Below are 16,698 nucleotides of genomic sequence, written 5' to 3' on the forward strand. Positions count from 1 at the left end.
GCTATGTCACAAGAACCCGTTGAAGCATTGAGTAAAAAGAACTCTCCGGAAACAGTCATAGAGATTCAAAACGCGATCGCAGAAATCCAAGGGACACCAGCACCTAGAATTGCAAATAACGTATTTGAATCTTCACCGCATTTGTTGATTGAAAAAGGACGAGTAAAAGGGAACAACAATCAACTGTTGGATGGCAGCTATACGGATCTTCCAGACCAATATACATTGCAGATCAGAGGTGAAACCTGTGGCTTGTACTATGCCAAAACAGATACTTTTGTCTCTCTCAGTTCACTAGATTGTGAGCCCATCATTAAGTTTTAGATCTCCCAAAATAGAAGCCCGCTGATATCAGCGGGCTTTCTACTTTATTGCTCAGTGTGAAACGGTCAACGTCACTTTAGTTCAATCCATGCTTTGCGCTGTTGTTTATCCATGTATGACCAAGCTACAAAGCGGCTCACTTTCTGCCCTTGACTCATTTCAACCACACGAACGGCTTTCACACCCAATTTTTCAAGCTGCTTACGCATCGGGCGAACGTTGTCTTTTTTGGATATAAGTGTTGTAAACCACAAGACCTGCGCGGCAAAAGCTTGGCTTTCATTCGCCATTTTTCGGATAAACGCCGCTTCTCCGCCTTCACACCACAATTCAGCGTTTTGACCGCCAAAATTCAACGCAGGTTTACTTGTCTTTACTTGTGCGGTTTGAGGTTTTAGCCCTTTCTTGCGCTGGTTTGCTTTTAGATTATCGATTTTACGCTGGCTGCCCATAGCGGCATCTTCCGCCGAACGGTGGAATGGCGGATTACATGTCGTCACATCATAACGATCATTCGGTTGAATGATACCTAGATAAATATTGGCATCATTGTGTTGCTGTACCAGTGCAATTTTTCCCGTCAAAGCACGATTGTGCTCTACGATCGTTTGAGCCGATTGGATGGATTTTGGATCGACATCGCTGCCCGTATAGTGCCAACCGTATTTTGTTACACCAACAATCGGATAAATACAGTTTGCTCCCACGCCAATGTCCAACGCTTTCACTTTTTGGTGCGCGTACTGACCTTTTACTTCACCATCAAGTAGTTCTGCCACTCGGTGAATGTAATCAGCGCGGCCCGGAATCGGTGGGCAAAGGTAGGTGTCGGGAATGTCCCAGAACTCGATACCATAATACGCAGCAAGCAATGCTTTATTGAGCATTTTAACAGCATTAGGATCAGAGAAGTTTATGGAGTCTTCCCCTTTCGGATTTTTGATAACGAATGGCTTTAACTGTGGTTCACTTTCCACGAGTTTTTTAAAATCGTAACGACCTCGATGAACATTACGCTCATGCAAACCATTCTTCGCTATTTTTATGAACTCGACTTCGCTCTTTCCTGCAGGCTGCGAGGATTTGCGCGCAACTTTGTCTTTAACACGCTTCGGCTTGGCTTTATTCGCGTCTTTATTCTGAGTCTTTGGCTTTGCTTGCTTCGCGTTGTGATTATTGTTCTTCATTCAAATTCGCTTTTAAATCGAGGTAAATCATAAACAAACGAGCATCAAATTCGAGTTGGTGATACTCAGGCTCCATATAGCAACATAGCTGATAGAACGCCTTGTCGTGGTTTTTCTCACGAGTATGCGCCAACTCATGTACCACCAGCATTCTTAATAGTGGCTCGGGCGCATCCTTAAATACATTGGCAATGCGAATCTCGTTTTTCGACTTCAGCTTACCGCCATGGTTTCTACTGATTACACTGTGCAAACCAAGCGCGTTGTTTACCGCGTGAATTTTCTTATCGTAGACAACTTTACTGATTGGCGCGGCTTTCTTCATGTAGCGGTTTTTGATTGCCATGGCGTACTCATAGAGCGCCCTTTCGCTTTTGATTTGGTGCCTATCGGGATAACGCTTTTCGAACCAAGGAACAAACTTGCCACTCGCTATCAATGAGCTCACCTGCTCTACGATGTTTTGTGGGTAGCCCTGAATGTATCGAAGTGACGGATGCATAGAGTTAACGTCTGTTATGACAAAATAAAGGCGCTCAATATACCTGAGATAAAAGACAGTTTCACCTTAGCTTTCGCCTTTCATTTATGGTGAAAGGCCGTTAAACTTCGCCTCCCAATGATAATGGAGAGAAATTCAATGAAACGTGTCGTTCTTTATGTCAAAGACAAATGCCCTCACTGCAAAGATGCTCAACGTTATCTGGATTCGAAAAATATTAACTATCGTTTGTGCAATGCTAAGATGCAACGCGGTCGCAAAGAACTTGATGCGCTTGGTGCTCGTTCAGTGCCAGTTTTAAAAATTGGTGATCGGGTAATGATTGGCTGGAACCCAAAGAACTTCGAGAAGATGTACAAAGGCGACTAGTGCTCGGACGATGAATCTGCGCTGCGTTTAAACGTAGCGCTTGATAAAGTCGATAAACGTTCGATCTGCTATTGATAAGTACCCCTGCTTGCGCCAAGCAAGTGCCAGATCCAGCGTCACTGGTGGTTCAAACGGTAAGCCAACAACGCCCGACTCATGTTGAGTCACCAATTCCAGTAACGCGGTAATCGCAAACTCTTGTTTTACAATACTCAAAATCAAAGGCAGTAAGTTGGTCTCGAATGATGACTTCATGGTAAACCCATGCTCCTCACTCACCTGATCCAAAAATTCGCGGTGAAAATAGCCATGCTGAAACATAACCAAATCGTGTTCAAAGAACTCATCAAAAGTAAGAGCGTGTCGCTGGGCTAACTCATGCTCAGGTGAAACAACTGCGACCATTTGGCTAGTAAACAAATGGTCAGTTTCTAGGTCATCAGGCACGTTATCACAACTGATCACACCGATATCGAGTTGACCATTGAGCAGCATACGACGAATCGATTGAGTCCCAGCTTCGACCAAGGTCAATTTTAACTCCGGGAATTGGCTTTTAAACGCCATCACAATTCGTGGAAAGAAATAACTGCCCATCATTGATGGCGTTCCGAGTCGTACTTCTCCTTTCGCTAAGCCTTTCAACTCATCAATCGCGAGCTGCGCGTCGTGCAACTGTTGAATCACCCGCTTGGCATGTATAAGTAGCGTTTCGCCCTCTTTCGTTAAGCTGATTTTTTTATCATCACGGCGAAATAGGGTAACGCCCAAAGACTGCTCAAACTTTTTGATAGAAATGCTTAATGCGGGCTGGGCAATATGCAGGGCTTTCGCCGCATGGGTAATGTTTCCATGTTCAGCGACCGCCAGAAAATATTTAAGTTGTTTCGATTCCATTAGATCAAAAATATATGGTGTCCATATTTTTAATATATTTTTTTAATTTACAACGAACTGATAGATTGATCACAGTCTCTCCATTTGCTCACATTAGGCAGGATTCATGGTCAGTTTTGGCACACCGGAATACAAACGCATTACGCTCTCGCTAGCGCTTGGTTCCTTCTTGGTTTTTTCAAATTTATACCTACTACAGCCAATGCTGCCCACTTTTGCCCAAATTTTTACGATCTCAGAAACGCAAGTGAACTGGTTATTTGCGGCCTCAACACTCGCTCTCTCTTTTAGCCTCGTTCCAATGGCTGTGTTATCAGAATCAGTGGGACGAAAACCAGTCATGATGGCCGGTCTGTTTTCGATTCCTACCCTTTCCGCTTTGATGCTGTTTGGTGACTCATTCCTGTTTTTGGTGGTATGTCGAGCACTGATCGGTGTCGCGCTCGCAGCTTTTGCTGCGGTCGCCGTGGCTTACATGGCAGAAGAGCTCGACAAGCACGCTTTCTCGATGGCAATTGGAACGTACATTGCGGCTAACTCATTAGGCGGTATTGCAGGACGTATTAGCGGCGGCTTATTGGCGGACAATTTCAGTGTTGATGTCGCCATTGAAGTTATGATGGTGTTCACTCTTCTTGGTGTCATTGGCGTTCACTATTTATTGCCAACACAGCGCAACTTCACCCCGTCATCAAGCAGCTTGCGCCATCAAAATCGTGCGCTTATTGGTCATTTTAAAAACCAACGCGTGTGGTTCGCGATGCTGATAGGAGGACTCAACTTTGCTTTGTTCGTCAACCTTTACTCCGTCATGGGTTTCCGTCTGGTGAGTGAACCTCACAATGTGCCCGTCGGGTTGGCCTCACTGATCTTTGTTTGTTACTTGGGAGGGACTTTCTCCTCTCGTTGCGCAGGCCACTGGAGTAAACGTTATTCATCAATCCTCGGTATGTTCTTAGGCGCGATAGTGAGCATGGCGGGGATGTGGATTGCGGCGGTTGAAAGCTTGACTGCAATGCTATTTGGGTTATTGCTGATAAGTTTTGGTGCCTTCTTTACTCATACCCTCGCCTACGGTTGGGTCGGTCAGAACGCCACTCGTGCCAAAGCCACCGCGACAGCGCTCTACTTAGTACACTACTACGTAGGCGGTAGCTTAGGAGGATTCTTACTTCTTTATTGTTGGCAGCATGGTGGTTGGTCGAGTGTTCTTATGGGGGGAAGCGCCGTCTACCTAGCGATGTTTGCTGCGATTGCGTATTTGAAACACATTGCCGAAAGAAAGCACACTGACCAAACACCTGACGCTGCGAGTTTAAAGAGTAGCTAAGGTACGCTCATTTGCGTAATACCTCTCTGGTTACTTGGATAACCAACTCTGTTATGCTTGCGCTACTTTAATAAAACCAGAAAGTCGTATGTCAACGCGTTCAACACAAAACACAGATATCGAAGCGATCACTCAACAGGTCAACCAATGGCTCAACGATGTGGTAATCGGGCTCAACCTTTGTCCGTTTGCTGCCAAGCCGCAACGTAATAAACAAATCAAAATCTTTGTTAGTGAAGCGACTCAAGAAGAAACGCTTCTTGAAGATATTTTATTGCAACTGATTGAGCTGAGTAACACAGAGCCCGAACAGCTTGAGACCACGTTGGTTGTGGTTCCCAACATGCTACAAGATTTCTGGGACTACAACTTTTGCATAGATTGGGTTGAAGGATTAATTAAGCAGCAAAACTGGGAAGGTATTTTCCAAGTAGCGACTTTCCATCCTGATTACTGTTTTGGTGGCGCAAGGCCTGAAGACGACGAAAACCTGACCAATCGTTCTCCTTACCCGATCTTCCATTTGATTCGCGAAGAGAGTATGGAAAAGGTACTAAAACACTATCCTGATCCTGAATCCATTCCCGATACGAACATCGCTCGTGTTTCCGCCCTTTCAGAGGAAGAACGTAAAAAGCTGTTCCCTTACCTATTTCGTTAAGCACCACCATTCCCCAAAGGCAGATTTATCACCAGTTAGATGCAATGCCCTTGGGGTTCAAAGTGCGGTTTGGTATCATTGCCGCTTCAATCGATTCAATGGAAATTAGAATGCAACTGTCAAAGCTAACCCAAGAGATTTTTGATCACTTATACCGTGATATCACCGAGTTTCGTAGTACGTTCGACTTACCAGTCGCAGACGCTGCAAGCCTTGATACGCAAGCAGATACACTACACACCTCTTTGGCGATCGAAGAGCTAACAGAGCTAGCAGAAGCAGATTGTAAAACTGAGCAAGCAGATGCCATCGTAGACAGCGTGTATGTATTAATGGGCCGTCTCGTTCATCTTGGCCACAGCAAAGTAGAAGACAACCTGGCGATCAGCTACTTAATTGATCTTCTATTAAACGTTGCGGTAAACCGTGGTATCGAATTTATTCCTTGCTGGGATGAAGTACATTCAAGCAACATGAGCAAAGTATGCCGTAACGAGCAAGAGTACTCAGAAACAGAAGCATTCTACGCGGAACAAGGCATCAAGTTGATGGCGGTGCAGAAAGGTGAATACATCATCGCGAAATGCGCCGAAGATTTCGTATCGGAAGGTAAAACCATTCGTAAAGGCAAAGTACTCAAATCTGTTTACTACCGCCCAGCAGATCTAAAACCGTTAACTCAATAAGCGTTGAGTTTGGCTATCTCGATTAAAAAAAACGACCTCAAGTAGGTCGTTTTTTGTTGTCCCTAAATACTAATCAAAGATTAAATAAGGTTGCTCATCTACGATGACCTTTTTGACTTGAGTATTGAACACTTCCCCGAGAGCTTCTTCCGTTAGCACAGTATCGGCATTTCCTGATGAGTGCAGCACACCGTTGTTAAGCAGCAATACTTTATCTGCGTGCTTTAATGTGCGATTGAGATCGTGATTAGCAACTAATACTCCAATCCCCTGCGCCGCCATAGCGTTAATCAATTGATAGAGCAGACCCTCTTGCGCAATATCTAACGGTGCTGCTGGCTCATCCAAAATTAAAAACTGCGAAAAAGGATTAATGGTACGCCACACCTGCAAACATACACCTGCTAATCGGACACGCTGCCACTCACCACCGGATAATGTTTGAATACTACGATGAAGCTTATCTTGCAGTTGTACTAGCTCCACCACCATATTGACGGCATCACGCACTTTGATATCCGCAATCTCAGCGCCACTCGGCAGAGATAGTGCTAGATACTGAAAAACATCGACATTAAATGCAGGGCGTGATTGCTGACACAAATAACCTCGCACATGAGCTTGCTCTGACAACGGTAAAGTAAGCAAGTTTTTGTCGCCAACGTACACTTCACCACTCATACCCTCTCGGTGACTTAACGTACCAGAAATCGCAGCCAATAAAGTACTCTTACCGGAACCATTAGGCCCAACGATATGTACGATTTCGCCAGCTTTGCATTCAAAAGAAAGAGGCAATAATCGACTACCAACCGACATATGTTTAACGTGCATCATGACTCTTCACCAGCATCCAGATGAAAATAGGTGCGCCAATCGATGTTGTCATGACACCTAAAGGTAACTCTGCGGAGTCCAATAACAGTCTTGCGCCGATGTCAGCAAATACAAGCAACGCAGCACCAGATATTGCAGAAAGTGGCAATAAATAACGGTTTTCCGTACCAAAAGCCAAACGCAACAAGTGCGGCACCACCAAACCAACAAAACTGATGATGCCACCCAAAGCGACTGAACTCCCCACCAAAACAGAAATGGCGAGGATCAGTTTCCAACGCATTTGATGTACATCGACTCCCAATTGGGTCGCATGAATCTCACCCAGCATCAATTTATCAAGCGATTTGCCTTTACAACATAACCAGATGAGCACCGGTAACATCACCAAGGTAACGGTATGTTGATACCAACTCGCACCGCCAATACTGCCCATTAACCAATACATCAGTTGGCGTAAACTGAGATCATCACTAAAGTAAAATGCCCACGTCACAATCGCGCTCGATAAAATACCCAATGCGACCCCAACCAAAAGCAATCGAGCCGTCGTCAGGTGCATTGCCCTTGCTATCGCCACCAAAACAAACGTGAATACCATCGAGCCTGCAATCGCTGCCAACATAAAAACAATCGGGGTAGGAAGAACAGGTGACGCGAACATGATTAAGACCATTGCTAAGCTTGCACCACCAGATATACCAAGCACGCCAGGTTCAGCCAACACGTTCCCAAGCAACACTTGTAACGTCGCGCCAGATACCGCTAACGCAGCACCAATAATTGCCGCAGACACTAACCTCGGTAAACGCAAGTCCACCAATAACTTCTGTTCAAATGCAGATAAGGATTGAAAAGGAGAAAGGAAAATTTCTCCGACCATCAAGTGGATGGCAGAGAGTACAGCGAGCACGATCGACATAACCATCAGGTTACGTTGCCAGCGTCGTTCCTTGTTCAGGATAAGTTGTTGAAAATCCATAGCGGCCGATAAAAACAAACGAGGCTTAACCTTACAGTTAAGCCTCGGTAAATTGCAATTAACTTCTCAAAGCAATGTTGGATTAATCGTAAACCAACTCACCCTCTTCAAAACGGGTTTTCACTTCACAAACCATCAGAGCTGCACGTTGACCTATTGCGACGTGGCGGTTCGGGAAGACAATCGCTTCGTTTTCATTCTTCGCCATTAATGGTTTGTCGCCATCATGACCAAACACTTCGCCGTGAACAAATGAGGTGAAGTTTTCAACATTGTCGTCGAACATAAAGTCAAAGTCTTCGTTCAAACGAACGATTGTGCGACTTACGCGATACTTAATGCATGGTTTTGGTAGGTGTTCTGGCTTCGTTTCCGCAATCAAATTACGTAAAGACAAATCAAACGCGGTCAGTTTATCGAGGTCATTTTCACCGATACGAGCCACACGCCCAAGCTCCATCGTCAGAGCCTGCGCACCAAAGTTCTCGGCACTGTACCAGCTAAACGTACTCGATGGGGAGTTTGACAGGAGCACAGCTTCAATGTGTGCACTGTCCAAGAAATCGATCAATGCTTTGCTGCGCACAGGATGGCGAGTCTTAGGACTTACTGCAAACGTATAGTGCTTGGAGCCTCTAATCGCGCAGTGTAAATCAAGGTGCCAGCGTGTTGTCGGGTCGGTATCCTGATAAAAATCTCGAACAAGCAGCTTAAGTGTATCGGCGATAACAAGCTCTTTTGTCTGTTTGTGTTCTTTTTCGTCAAACAGACGGTTGAGGTTTTCTTCGAGGAATCGCGTGTGCGCCAGAGTGGATTCTGGGTGAGCGATAATGAACAGACAACGGGTATCGACCGTCTGGAACCCAGTTTCTATGTCTTGAATAATGGAATCCACCAGCTCCATCGGTGCGGTTTCATCTCCGTGAACCCCACAAGAGATGATGATGTTCTTCGTATCCTGAGTATAATTCGCAGGGATTACTTCTAATACACCACGCTGATAGAGTTTAAGTTTTACACCGCTAGAAAGCACCTGCTCCGCTGGTGCAACATCAATATGAACATCTAACGTGTCAGTTAAAAACGATTGGCGAAAGAGAGACTTCGTCATGCGTTACTCCTTAATAGCACGGCGGATATGTTAATAAATTGTACAAAGGATTTTTGTTGCTGCGATCTCACTTATGAGTAGAAATCACTATTTCCCTCGAAAATCCGATGCCTTTTCGCGCCAGGCACTCAAATCAAGCATTGAGGCGTTTAATTTTCAAACAATTACAAAGTGTTAGGGCTGTGAACTTTACCACAGCCCTGATTAAGATCATTATGATTTGATCAAATTTTTGTAGCTATAAAGCAGATTATGCATCAACACTGCGAAAAACTTAGCCGCGCTGTGCGAGCAAACGCTCAAACTCATCGACTTTTTCACGCACTAGCTCAACACTCTGCTGCCAAAACGTTGGCTGGGTTAAATCCATCGACAGATGCTTTTCGACGACATCTTCCGCCATCATGCAGCCTGTATCGCGCAGCAAATTGATGTAATCGGTGTAAAACGCTTCGCCTTTGGTTTCTCGCTGTGCATAGATACCCTTGCTAAACAAGAAACCAAATAGGTATGGGTAGTTATAAAAGCTCACGCTATCAATAGAAAAGTGCAGCTTGCTTGCCCAGAAGTACGGATCCGGTTCGCTCATTACGTCGCCATACCATTCTTTCCAAGTTTCTGACATCAACTCACAGAATTCATCTGCGGTTAACTCTCCATCCTGGCGGCGTTCATAAAACGATTTTTCAAACTCGTAGCGAACCGGAATGTTGATCATTAAAGCTAGCGCAGATGACAACTCTTCCCACAACATCTCGAGCTTTTCATCAACGCTCTCAGCTTTCGAAATCAAATGATCACGAACGATGTTTTCTGCAAAGATAGAGGCGGTTTCTGCTAACGTCATTGGGTAGTAAGTTTGGCAAAGTGGCAAATCACGAATAACCCAGTTATGGAACGCATGGCCAAGTTCATGTGCCAGAGTCATAAGGTCTGACCGGCTGCCACTCCAAGTCATAAATACAAGTGGTGTTCGCGTTGCTGGCAGTTTGGTGCAGTATGCGCCAAGACGCTTGTTAGCATTTGGCGCGGCATCAATCCAACCATTTTGTACCATCAAACGGACAAATTCCGACATCTCAGGGTTTACTGTTTCAAATGCTTCACAAATAACCTCAATCGCTTCATCAAAGTCGTAAACCTTCGCTTCACCGCTCAAAGCAGGCATAGCCGCCAGATGATTCCAAGGTTTCATCTCATCCAGACCATGTACTTGCGCCATCAATAAACCCGCTTTCTGACCAATAGCTCGACTGTCTTTGGCTACGGTCATCATCGCATTTAAAGTTTCAGCTTGGATTCGGCTACCATGCAAACTCGGCTCTAGGAAGTGAACTTCACGCTTCGTAGAACGCTTTTTATTTTCAGTTAAGCGCCATCCTGCTAACGCATTCAAAATCGCAGCGAATGATTCTTGGTGCGTTTGCATTGCATCTTGTACGCCTCGCCACGCGGCTTCTTGACGCTCGAATTCAGAACCATAAAGAATGCTTGCCGCTTGAGAAAACCCAAGCTCTTCACTCTTACCATCTACATACTTAAGCTTCACTTTCAATGAGCCAGTCAGGTTATCGTATAGGTTACCCCAAGCCGATTTGCCATCCACACTCATCGCAGCCAGTAACTGTTCTTCTGCGTTGCTAAGACGAGTATCCGCCAACTTTCTAGAATTCAAGATAGAAAAAGCTTGCCCACTGATATCAGGATTCTCATGGTCTAACACGCGCAAGATAAACTCTTCGTCGGCATGAGTTAATGTCAAATCAAAGGGACTGAACGCTTGGGAAAGCTCCGAAAAGATGCGGGTCATTTTACCAAGTAACGATTTCGCTTCGGCGTTTGTTGCATCAACAGAAGCATAACAACTCGCAAAATTTGCAACTGTACCCGCTAAACGACTCGCGGCTTCATTGGTTAAAATCGCATTTTGCATGATCTCTACGTTGCCACAATCTGCTGATTGTTTATTCAAAAGATCAATACATTGTTCCACAAGAGCAATATCGTCTTGAATTCGTGGGTCAGAAAGGTCGTTATAAACGATGGACAAATCCCAACTCGGCGTTGTCATTTCTATATTTCCTTTTTATGTAACTGAGTCAATTTTCGCTTCCTGCACCTAGCAGATGGGCTTCCACTGACATCTTCCGTGACTATGCCCGTAAGCAATATCGTTCTGGGCATTTTAATATTTATAAATTAACGAGTTAAAAGAGGTACGCCAATCGAACGCACCGAGGCGTAAATTTGCTCATCTATGGTAATTGTTACATGCGTGACAGAAGCGTTTCCTATCGACAACGTCGAATACCACTTTGGGTTACGCCAATCTAACTCCAATACATGAGCAAGAATCATACGAATGACGCCACCATGCGTGACGATAAGTAGATTGTCATTGATATCGTTGATGATTTGAGACCAAACGCGACATATGCGCTCAGAAAATGTGCTTAAGCTCTCAGCATTCGGCAACGTATGTTGTGCTGGCGATTGCCAAAAAGCATCTAGCTTTTTCCACTGCTCAGTGAGCATATCAAAAGGCATACCATCAAAATCACCAAATGCCATCTCTTGTAAAGACTCATCCGTCATTACTGGTAATAATTGCTGTTCAGCAATGATGTTTGCCAGTTCTTGACAGCGTGAAAGCGGAGAAGAAATTATTCCACCCACACCTCGTCCACTCTCGGCCCAAGCCCGAGCAATACTCTCTTGATCAGCAGGCGTAACTTTTACATCTGTTTGGCCATGGAGTCCTGGTGGAGCGTCTACTTTTCCATGACGCACAAGATAGATATTGAGTGTTTTCATTTTGTTCCATCCTACTCTTTAAGAACCAACGGCAAACCAGCAGCAACAAAGGTAACGCGATGGCAAACACTGGCTAGTTTTTGATTCATCCGTCCTGCATTATCCACAAAATAACGACTAACCGCCCCCAAAGGCACAATGCCCATTCCAACCTCGTTAGAGACGAATATTAACGTCGCATCTGAGCCACGTACCATCTTTATAAGCTTTTCAATTTCTGCTTCTAGCTTCTCATTGGAACATTCATCACCTAACTCAAATATCCAATTGTTGAGCCACAAGGTTAAACAGTCGACCAATACAACATCGGTGGTAGCGAAATTTGTCAGTAACTCAGATAAATGAAGGGGGCATTCATGCTCTTGCCACTCGCCCCCGCGTTGCTTTTGATGATGCGCTATTCGCTCTCGCATTTCTTGGTCAAATGGCAGCGCGGTTGCAACATAGTGTAATGATCGATGAGAAGCGACCGATAAGTGCTTAGCTGTTTTTTCTGCCAAATGCGACTTCCCAGAGCGCGCGCCACCGAGTATCAATTGCTTCATGAGGAGTGATACAACCCAATCATAGTGAGATAAATAAGCAGTTCCGACAACTGTTGCGCTGCGCCAAGGCAATCCCCCGTAAAGCCGCCAATTCTCTTGGTTAACCAACGTTTGAACATCAAACGAAATACCACGAGAACAAGCGATATCAAGATCGCATCCGCGAAACCAAGCACAAGCAATGTTACGCCACCAGTAAACAACAAAATGGAGACTTCTAGAGAAGACTGGCGACTTGCTAGCGGTTTACTTTTCGACGTATCACTGTCACTGACATAAGGCATGTCATAAATAAGCGTCGCTGCTAGTGCTCGGCTTGCGGTGTAAGCGACGACAATGACCAACCAAAAGTGCGGCAAGTTAGCCAGTTCACTCCAAAAAACATACTTAGCCAATAACGCCATAATGAGAGTGGCGGCACCATAAGTGCCAATACGACTGTCTTTCATAATAGAGAGGCGTCGCTCTACGGTCATGCCACCGCCAATGCCATCCGCCATATCGGTCAAGCCGTCTTCGTGAAAAGCCCCAGTTAACAATAAGCTAAACACCATCGTTAATACTATGGCAACCGACTCTGGAAAAAAAATTGAGGTGAGCGAGAATACCAAAGCGCAAAGTGCTCCAAGCACGAGACCAACTAACGCAAAGTAACGGCCTGCCTGATTCATGCGTTCTTCACTGTAAGGCAACGCTTGGGGCACGGGTAAGCGGCTAAAAAAACTGGTAGCTAATAGAAATAACTCCCACTGGTATCTTAACGATGACGACGTGACTTTCTCAGAATTATCAGGGACTGACACTAAACTGTAACTCCTGCACTCTCAAAGCTCGCCATTTTGTTGTAAAACTGGGCGGCAGCTTTTAACAAGAGTAAGGCAAGAGCGGCTCCTGTTCCCTCCCCTAGCCGTAAACCAAGGTCGAGCAGAGGTTCGGCTTTAAGATGTTCCAATACAAATTTATGTCCATTTTCTTCAGAGCGATGGGCAAACAACATGTATTCACGCGTTTCTTCGTCTAACAACGTCGCAATATAAGCCGCTACCGATACGATAAACCCATCCACTAAAACTGGAGTTTTAAGCCGCTTGGCTTCTAAAAAAGCGCCCACCATTTGTACGATTTCAAAGCCCCCAACCTGTGCGAGAATCGCTTTGGTATCAAGACCTCGACATCGGTTTACCCCCTGTGCTACCAGTTTATATTTGCGGCTCAACTGCTGTTGATTGATTCCGGTGCCAACGCCAACACAATAATCAATATCTAATGAGCTCAGCGCCGATAACAGTGCTGAGGCCGAACTGGTATTACCGATGCCCATCTCGCCGAACATTAAGAGGTTTGAACCATGCAAAATGGTATGCTCAGCAATCTTCGCACCATATTCTAAACCTAACGCCACTTGTTCTGGGGACATCGCTGATTGTTTAGAAAAATTAGCCGTACCGTTACCCAACCGTTGTTCAACCAAGTTGGGATGGGATTTAAATTCTGGAACCAGCACATCAATAGGAGCCAACATGCCGCAATCTATTACTTTGAGTTGAATGCCATTAATGTCGCAAAAACAGTTGATGGCTGCGCCGCCAGCGAGAAAGTTAGCCACCATTTGCTGAGTGACTTCGCTTGGCGCAATGCTCACGCCCTCCTCTGCAACGCCGTGATCTCCAGCAAATACCAGCATGCTTGGTTTGCAGATAGCGATGGAATCAACTGGCTGAGGTTTATTCTGACTTTGAATAAGAGCTAACTGCAGTGCCACCTTTTCCAATAAGCCTAAAGAACCGACGGGTTTGGTTTTGTTATCTATGCGTGCTTGTATCTCCGCAGCAAAAGAGTCATCCATTTTTTACGTTCCTTTGATGTTGTCTGGGTGAGAGGTGTTCTGTTGTTCAAGAGGTCTTGTTCAGCGACAGTTTTTGCGCGCCCACTATTGTATACACTTGCATCCAATTGGGGCAGCGCTAATCAAGTTTATCTCAGGATAGTCTGCCGAGTTCGCAGAGCGTCTCACCTTTCTTGCACGAGATTATAAGTAACTCGTTGAAATCCGCTACAATAGCTTAGACTATGTTCCCATATAGGAGAAAAGATATGGATAACAACACCTGCGCAATCATCGCCGGTGCAACTGGCTTAGTAGGCTCAAAAGTCATTGCAAACCTCATAAATCAATCAGGTGTTGGAACATTATATTATCTTTCTCGCCGCCCACTCGATGGCGTCCTAGATGTGGACAACAAGCTTATTCCTCTCATTGATGCAGACCTTTCTATCCACCAATGGGATGAGAACCAACCGACACCAACCATCGGCTTTATCTGTTTAGGCACGACCCTTAAGCAAGCAGGCAGTAAGGATAATTTGCGTAGAGTAGATGTTGATCTGGTGTGCAAAGTCGCCCAACAAATGAAAACAATCGGAGTCAAACGCCTTGCGATTGTTTCTAGCCTCGGTGCAAATAGTAAATCGCCATCCCATTACTTAGCTTGTAAAGGACAAATGGAACAACGAATCGAAGCTATGGATTTTGAGGAAATCGTATTTGTTCGCCCAGGCCCGCTTGTTGGTCAACGTCAAAGCCCAAGAATGGACGAGAAGTTAGTACAAACTCTGTTTAAGGTAATTCGCCCATTCATGCTTGGCAAACTGTCCAACTTTTTACCGATTCGAGCAGAAGATGTCGCCAAAGCGATGATTTATCAACTTTTCAGTTATCAAGAAGACTCGGTGGTTTACTTACAAAGGAAAGAAATGCGTGACTTACTGCATCACTACGAATAACCATTTTGTACAATTAACGTGCTAATTCACGCTCTCACGCGACTTAGATCTCGTTTTTATATTCATTTTAGATCTAGCTAATACCCGTTTGTCATTTTTAAAGTTATATCACGAGCGTTATCTTACGCTCCATAAATACATCCGTATAAAACCCCGTATAAAAAACAACCGCCACTTCGGTTGGTTGATAAGGTCAAATTATGAATTTTGCAGTGATAGCCTCTCTAGCCGTCTTTGTTGGCATATTGTTCTTTCTATTTAGTCAGCAACAAAAGAAACATACTCTTTCACGTCTCGTTTTGATCGGTCTTGTTACCGGTTCTCTTTTTGGTCTTGCTTTGCAACTCATTCACGGTGAAGGCAACAGCGCAATTGCTCAAACACTTGAATGGGTAGGCATTGTAGGCAGTGGCTACGTTGGTCTACTGAAAATGGTCATCATGCCACTAGTATTGGTATCGATGATCTCTGCAGTTGTTAAATTGGAGAAAGGTGGATCTTTAGGTAAAATTTCTGGCCTGACCATCTCTGTTCTTCTAGTAACGACTGCAATTGCTGCACTTATCGGTATCTTGGTGACAACAACATTTGGCCTTTCAGCAGAAGGGTTAACTGAAGGTGCGCGTGAAACCGCTCGTATCGCCGTTCTAGAAAGCCGTGCCGGTACAGTAAGTGACCTAACTATTCCTCAAATGCTAGTTAGTTTCATTCCAACCAACCCATTTGCTGATCTAACAGGTGCTCGCTCGACATCGATTATCGCTGTAGTGATTTTCGGCGTGTTAACTGGTATCGCCGCTCGTAAAGTGATGATGGAAAAAGCAGAGTTGGAATCACCGATTCGTACTTTCGTAGAAGCTGCTCAATCTATCGTTATGCGATTAGTGAAGATGATCATGGCCCTAACGCCATACGGCATCGCAGCACTGATGGCAAAAGTGGTAGCGACATCAAGCGCAGGCGACATCCTAAACCTACTTGGCTTTATTGTGGCGTCTTATGTTGCTATCGCACTGATGTTTGTTGTTCACGGCGTATTAGTCTCTTTTGTCGGCGTTAGCCCTGCGGAATACTTTAAGAAAATCTGGCCTGTACTGACCTTCGCGTTTACATCTCGTAGCTCAGCAGCAACAATTCCACTAAACGTAGAAGCGCAAATCACGAAGCTTAACGTACCACCAGCGATTGCAAACCTATCAGCATCGTTTGGTGCCACTATCGGCCAAAACGGCTGTGCGGGTATCTATCCTGCAATGCTTGCAGTGATGGTAGCTCCAACAATGGGTATCAACCCACTTGATCTACACTTTATCCTGTCATTGATTGCGATTATCACCATCAGTTCATTTGGTATTGCAGGTGTTGGCGGCGGTGCAACGTTTGCAGCCTTGATTGTTCTTCCTGCAATGGGCTTACCTGTGACCATCGCGGCGCTACTTATCTCTATTGAACCATTGATTGACATGGCACGTACCGCACTAAACGTTTCAGGCTCAATGACTGCGGGTACAATTGCTAGCCGAGTGCTGAAGTCACCAGAAAGTGAAGCAACATTGGAAGAAACACGAGCATAGAACTCAAATTCCTTCCAAAGCGATAAACGTAAAATATCAAGCCGATGGTTCGCCATCGGCTTTTTTCATTTTCAAAAATTCAACTTGCATCTTTC

18 protein-coding genes are annotated in these 16,698 nt (G+C 45.0%); 7 read left to right on the forward strand and 11 right to left on the reverse strand.

The features are described 5' to 3' along the window. The first annotated feature begins 3 nt into the window (after positions 1-3). Positions 4-324 (forward strand): hypothetical protein, encoded by a 321-nt coding sequence (locus R7M92_RS10500; RefSeq protein ID WP_005397755.1) that lies wholly within the window; start codon positions 4-6, stop codon positions 322-324. 71 nt (positions 325-395) lie between these two features. On the opposite strand, the gene rlmF is transcribed toward R7M92_RS10500, so the two are convergent. Continuing rightward, entirely contained in the window at positions 396-1,511 is a 1,116-nt protein-coding gene (gene rlmF, locus R7M92_RS10505) for a 23S rRNA (adenine(1618)-N(6))-methyltransferase RlmF (RefSeq protein ID WP_318133333.1), read from the reverse strand. Further along, positions 1,498-2,013 (reverse strand): M48 family metallopeptidase, encoded by a 516-nt coding sequence (locus tag R7M92_RS10510; protein ID WP_005377870.1) that lies wholly within the window; start codon positions 2,011-2,013, stop codon positions 1,498-1,500. The genes rlmF and R7M92_RS10510 overlap by 14 nt, the downstream gene beginning before the upstream one ends. A 138-nt stretch (positions 2,014-2,151) precedes the next feature. Here R7M92_RS10510 and R7M92_RS10515 point away from each other — a divergent pair, with 138 nt between their 5' ends. Next, positions 2,152-2,382, forward strand: a complete 231-nt coding sequence (locus R7M92_RS10515; RefSeq protein WP_005377871.1) for a glutaredoxin family protein — start codon at positions 2,152-2,154, stop codon at positions 2,380-2,382. Between the two features lie 27 nt (positions 2,383-2,409). Here the strand turns inward: R7M92_RS10515 and R7M92_RS10520 are convergent, their stop codons facing one another. Next, positions 2,410-3,279 (reverse strand): LysR family transcriptional regulator, encoded by an 870-nt coding sequence (locus tag R7M92_RS10520; protein WP_149191862.1) that lies wholly within the window; start codon positions 3,277-3,279, stop codon positions 2,410-2,412. Positions 3,280-3,385: 106 nt separating this feature from the next. Between R7M92_RS10520 and R7M92_RS10525 the strand changes: the two genes are divergently transcribed. From R7M92_RS10525 to R7M92_RS10535, 3 genes are all read left to right on the forward strand, one after another. Further along, a complete protein-coding gene (locus tag R7M92_RS10525; protein WP_318133335.1) occupies positions 3,386-4,609 on the forward strand; it encodes an MFS transporter in 1,224 nt (407 codons plus the stop codon). Between the two features lie 88 nt (positions 4,610-4,697). Beyond that, positions 4,698-5,270, forward strand: a complete 573-nt coding sequence (locus R7M92_RS10530; protein WP_206969989.1) for a DUF1415 domain-containing protein — start codon at positions 4,698-4,700, stop codon at positions 5,268-5,270. A 110-nt stretch (positions 5,271-5,380) separates the two neighbouring features. Next, positions 5,381-5,956 carry a nucleoside triphosphate pyrophosphohydrolase family protein gene (locus R7M92_RS10535; RefSeq protein ID WP_005377875.1) on the forward strand — a complete coding sequence of 192 codons (576 nt, stop codon included), beginning with the start codon at positions 5,381-5,383 and terminating at the stop codon, positions 5,954-5,956. A 69-nt stretch (positions 5,957-6,025) separates the two neighbouring features. Here R7M92_RS10535 and btuD read toward each other — a convergent pair whose 3' ends face one another. The 8 genes from btuD to cobT form a co-directional block, all read right to left on the reverse strand. Then, complete coding sequence (btuD, locus tag R7M92_RS10540; protein WP_213868414.1) at positions 6,026-6,793, reverse strand: vitamin B12 ABC transporter ATP-binding protein BtuD; 768 nt, start codon at positions 6,791-6,793, stop codon at positions 6,026-6,028. Next, positions 6,780-7,775, reverse strand: a complete 996-nt coding sequence (gene btuC / locus R7M92_RS10545; protein ID WP_042521936.1) for a vitamin B12 ABC transporter permease BtuC — start codon at positions 7,773-7,775, stop codon at positions 6,780-6,782. Before btuC ends, btuD begins: the two co-directional genes overlap by 14 nt. An 82-nt stretch (positions 7,776-7,857) precedes the next feature. Further along, positions 7,858-8,886, reverse strand: a complete 1,029-nt coding sequence (locus R7M92_RS10550; RefSeq protein ID WP_167415155.1) for a succinylglutamate desuccinylase — start codon at positions 8,884-8,886, stop codon at positions 7,858-7,860. A 274-nt stretch (positions 8,887-9,160) separates the two neighbouring features. Beyond that, complete coding sequence (locus R7M92_RS10555) at positions 9,161-10,957, reverse strand: M3 family oligoendopeptidase (RefSeq protein ID WP_318133338.1); 1,797 nt, start codon at positions 10,955-10,957, stop codon at positions 9,161-9,163. A 128-nt stretch (positions 10,958-11,085) separates the two neighbouring features. Then, a complete protein-coding gene (gene cobC / locus R7M92_RS10560; RefSeq protein WP_017820880.1) occupies positions 11,086-11,700 on the reverse strand; it encodes an alpha-ribazole phosphatase in 615 nt (204 codons plus the stop codon). A gap of 11 nt (positions 11,701-11,711) precedes the next feature. Next, positions 11,712-12,245, reverse strand: a complete 534-nt coding sequence (cobU, locus tag R7M92_RS10565; RefSeq protein WP_047100703.1) for a bifunctional adenosylcobinamide kinase/adenosylcobinamide-phosphate guanylyltransferase — start codon at positions 12,243-12,245, stop codon at positions 11,712-11,714. Further along, positions 12,242-13,048 (reverse strand): adenosylcobinamide-GDP ribazoletransferase, encoded by an 807-nt coding sequence (locus R7M92_RS10570; protein WP_047100704.1) that lies wholly within the window; start codon positions 13,046-13,048, stop codon positions 12,242-12,244. Before R7M92_RS10570 ends, cobU begins: the two co-directional genes overlap by 4 nt. Beyond that, a complete protein-coding gene (gene cobT / locus R7M92_RS10575) occupies positions 13,048-14,091 on the reverse strand; it encodes a nicotinate-nucleotide--dimethylbenzimidazole phosphoribosyltransferase (protein ID WP_047100705.1) in 1,044 nt (347 codons plus the stop codon). Before cobT ends, R7M92_RS10570 begins: the two co-directional genes overlap by 1 nt. Before the next feature lie 248 nt (positions 14,092-14,339). Here cobT and R7M92_RS10580 point away from each other — a divergent pair, with 248 nt between their 5' ends. Both R7M92_RS10580 and R7M92_RS10585 read left to right on the forward strand, forming a co-directional pair. Continuing rightward, on the forward strand, positions 14,340-15,029 hold the full coding sequence (locus R7M92_RS10580) for an NAD(P)H-binding protein (protein WP_318133339.1): 690 nt from the start codon (positions 14,340-14,342) through the stop codon (positions 15,027-15,029). A 200-nt stretch (positions 15,030-15,229) separates the two neighbouring features. Beyond that, positions 15,230-16,603 carry an L-cystine transporter gene (locus R7M92_RS10585; RefSeq protein ID WP_047100707.1) on the forward strand — a complete coding sequence of 458 codons (1,374 nt, stop codon included), beginning with the start codon at positions 15,230-15,232 and terminating at the stop codon, positions 16,601-16,603. Positions 16,604-16,698: the final 95 nt, after the last annotated feature.

It is taken from the genome of Vibrio sp. Vb2880 (assembly GCF_033337975.1).
Lineage (GTDB): Bacteria > Pseudomonadota > Gammaproteobacteria > Enterobacterales > Vibrionaceae > Vibrio > Vibrio alginolyticus.

Excerpts from the sequence above, each read along its gene's own strand:
- R7M92_RS10500 (WP_005397755.1), top strand. The coding sequence starts at position 4 with ATGTCACAAGAACCCGTTGAAGCATTGAGTAAAAAGAACTCTCCGGAA.
- rlmF (WP_318133333.1), bottom strand. The coding sequence starts at position 1,511 with ATGAAGAACAATAATCACAACGCGAAGCAAGCAAAGCCAAAGACTCAG.
- R7M92_RS10510 (WP_005377870.1), bottom strand. The coding sequence starts at position 2,013 with ATGCATCCGTCACTTCGATACATTCAGGGCTACCCACAAAACATCGTA.
- R7M92_RS10515 (WP_005377871.1), top strand. The coding sequence starts at position 2,152 with ATGAAACGTGTCGTTCTTTATGTCAAAGACAAATGCCCTCACTGCAAA.
- R7M92_RS10520 (WP_149191862.1), bottom strand. The coding sequence starts at position 3,279 with ATGGAATCGAAACAACTTAAATATTTTCTGGCGGTCGCTGAACATGGA.
- R7M92_RS10525 (WP_318133335.1), top strand. The coding sequence starts at position 3,386 with ATGGTCAGTTTTGGCACACCGGAATACAAACGCATTACGCTCTCGCTA.
- R7M92_RS10530 (WP_206969989.1), top strand. The coding sequence starts at position 4,698 with ATGTCAACGCGTTCAACACAAAACACAGATATCGAAGCGATCACTCAA.
- R7M92_RS10535 (WP_005377875.1), top strand. The coding sequence starts at position 5,381 with ATGCAACTGTCAAAGCTAACCCAAGAGATTTTTGATCACTTATACCGT.
- btuD (WP_213868414.1), bottom strand. The coding sequence starts at position 6,793 with ATGATGCACGTTAAACATATGTCGGTTGGTAGTCGATTATTGCCTCTT.
- btuC (WP_042521936.1), bottom strand. The coding sequence starts at position 7,775 with ATGGATTTTCAACAACTTATCCTGAACAAGGAACGACGCTGGCAACGT.
- R7M92_RS10550 (WP_167415155.1), bottom strand. The coding sequence starts at position 8,886 with ATGACGAAGTCTCTCTTTCGCCAATCGTTTTTAACTGACACGTTAGAT.
- R7M92_RS10555 (WP_318133338.1), bottom strand. The coding sequence starts at position 10,957 with ATGACAACGCCGAGTTGGGATTTGTCCATCGTTTATAACGACCTTTCT.
- cobC (WP_017820880.1), bottom strand. The coding sequence starts at position 11,700 with ATGAAAACACTCAATATCTATCTTGTGCGTCATGGAAAAGTAGACGCT.
- cobU (WP_047100703.1), bottom strand. The coding sequence starts at position 12,245 with ATGAAGCAATTGATACTCGGTGGCGCGCGCTCTGGGAAGTCGCATTTG.
- cobT (WP_047100705.1), bottom strand. The coding sequence starts at position 14,091 with ATGGATGACTCTTTTGCTGCGGAGATACAAGCACGCATAGATAACAAA.
- R7M92_RS10580 (WP_318133339.1), top strand. The coding sequence starts at position 14,340 with ATGGATAACAACACCTGCGCAATCATCGCCGGTGCAACTGGCTTAGTA.
- R7M92_RS10585 (WP_047100707.1), top strand. The coding sequence starts at position 15,230 with ATGAATTTTGCAGTGATAGCCTCTCTAGCCGTCTTTGTTGGCATATTG.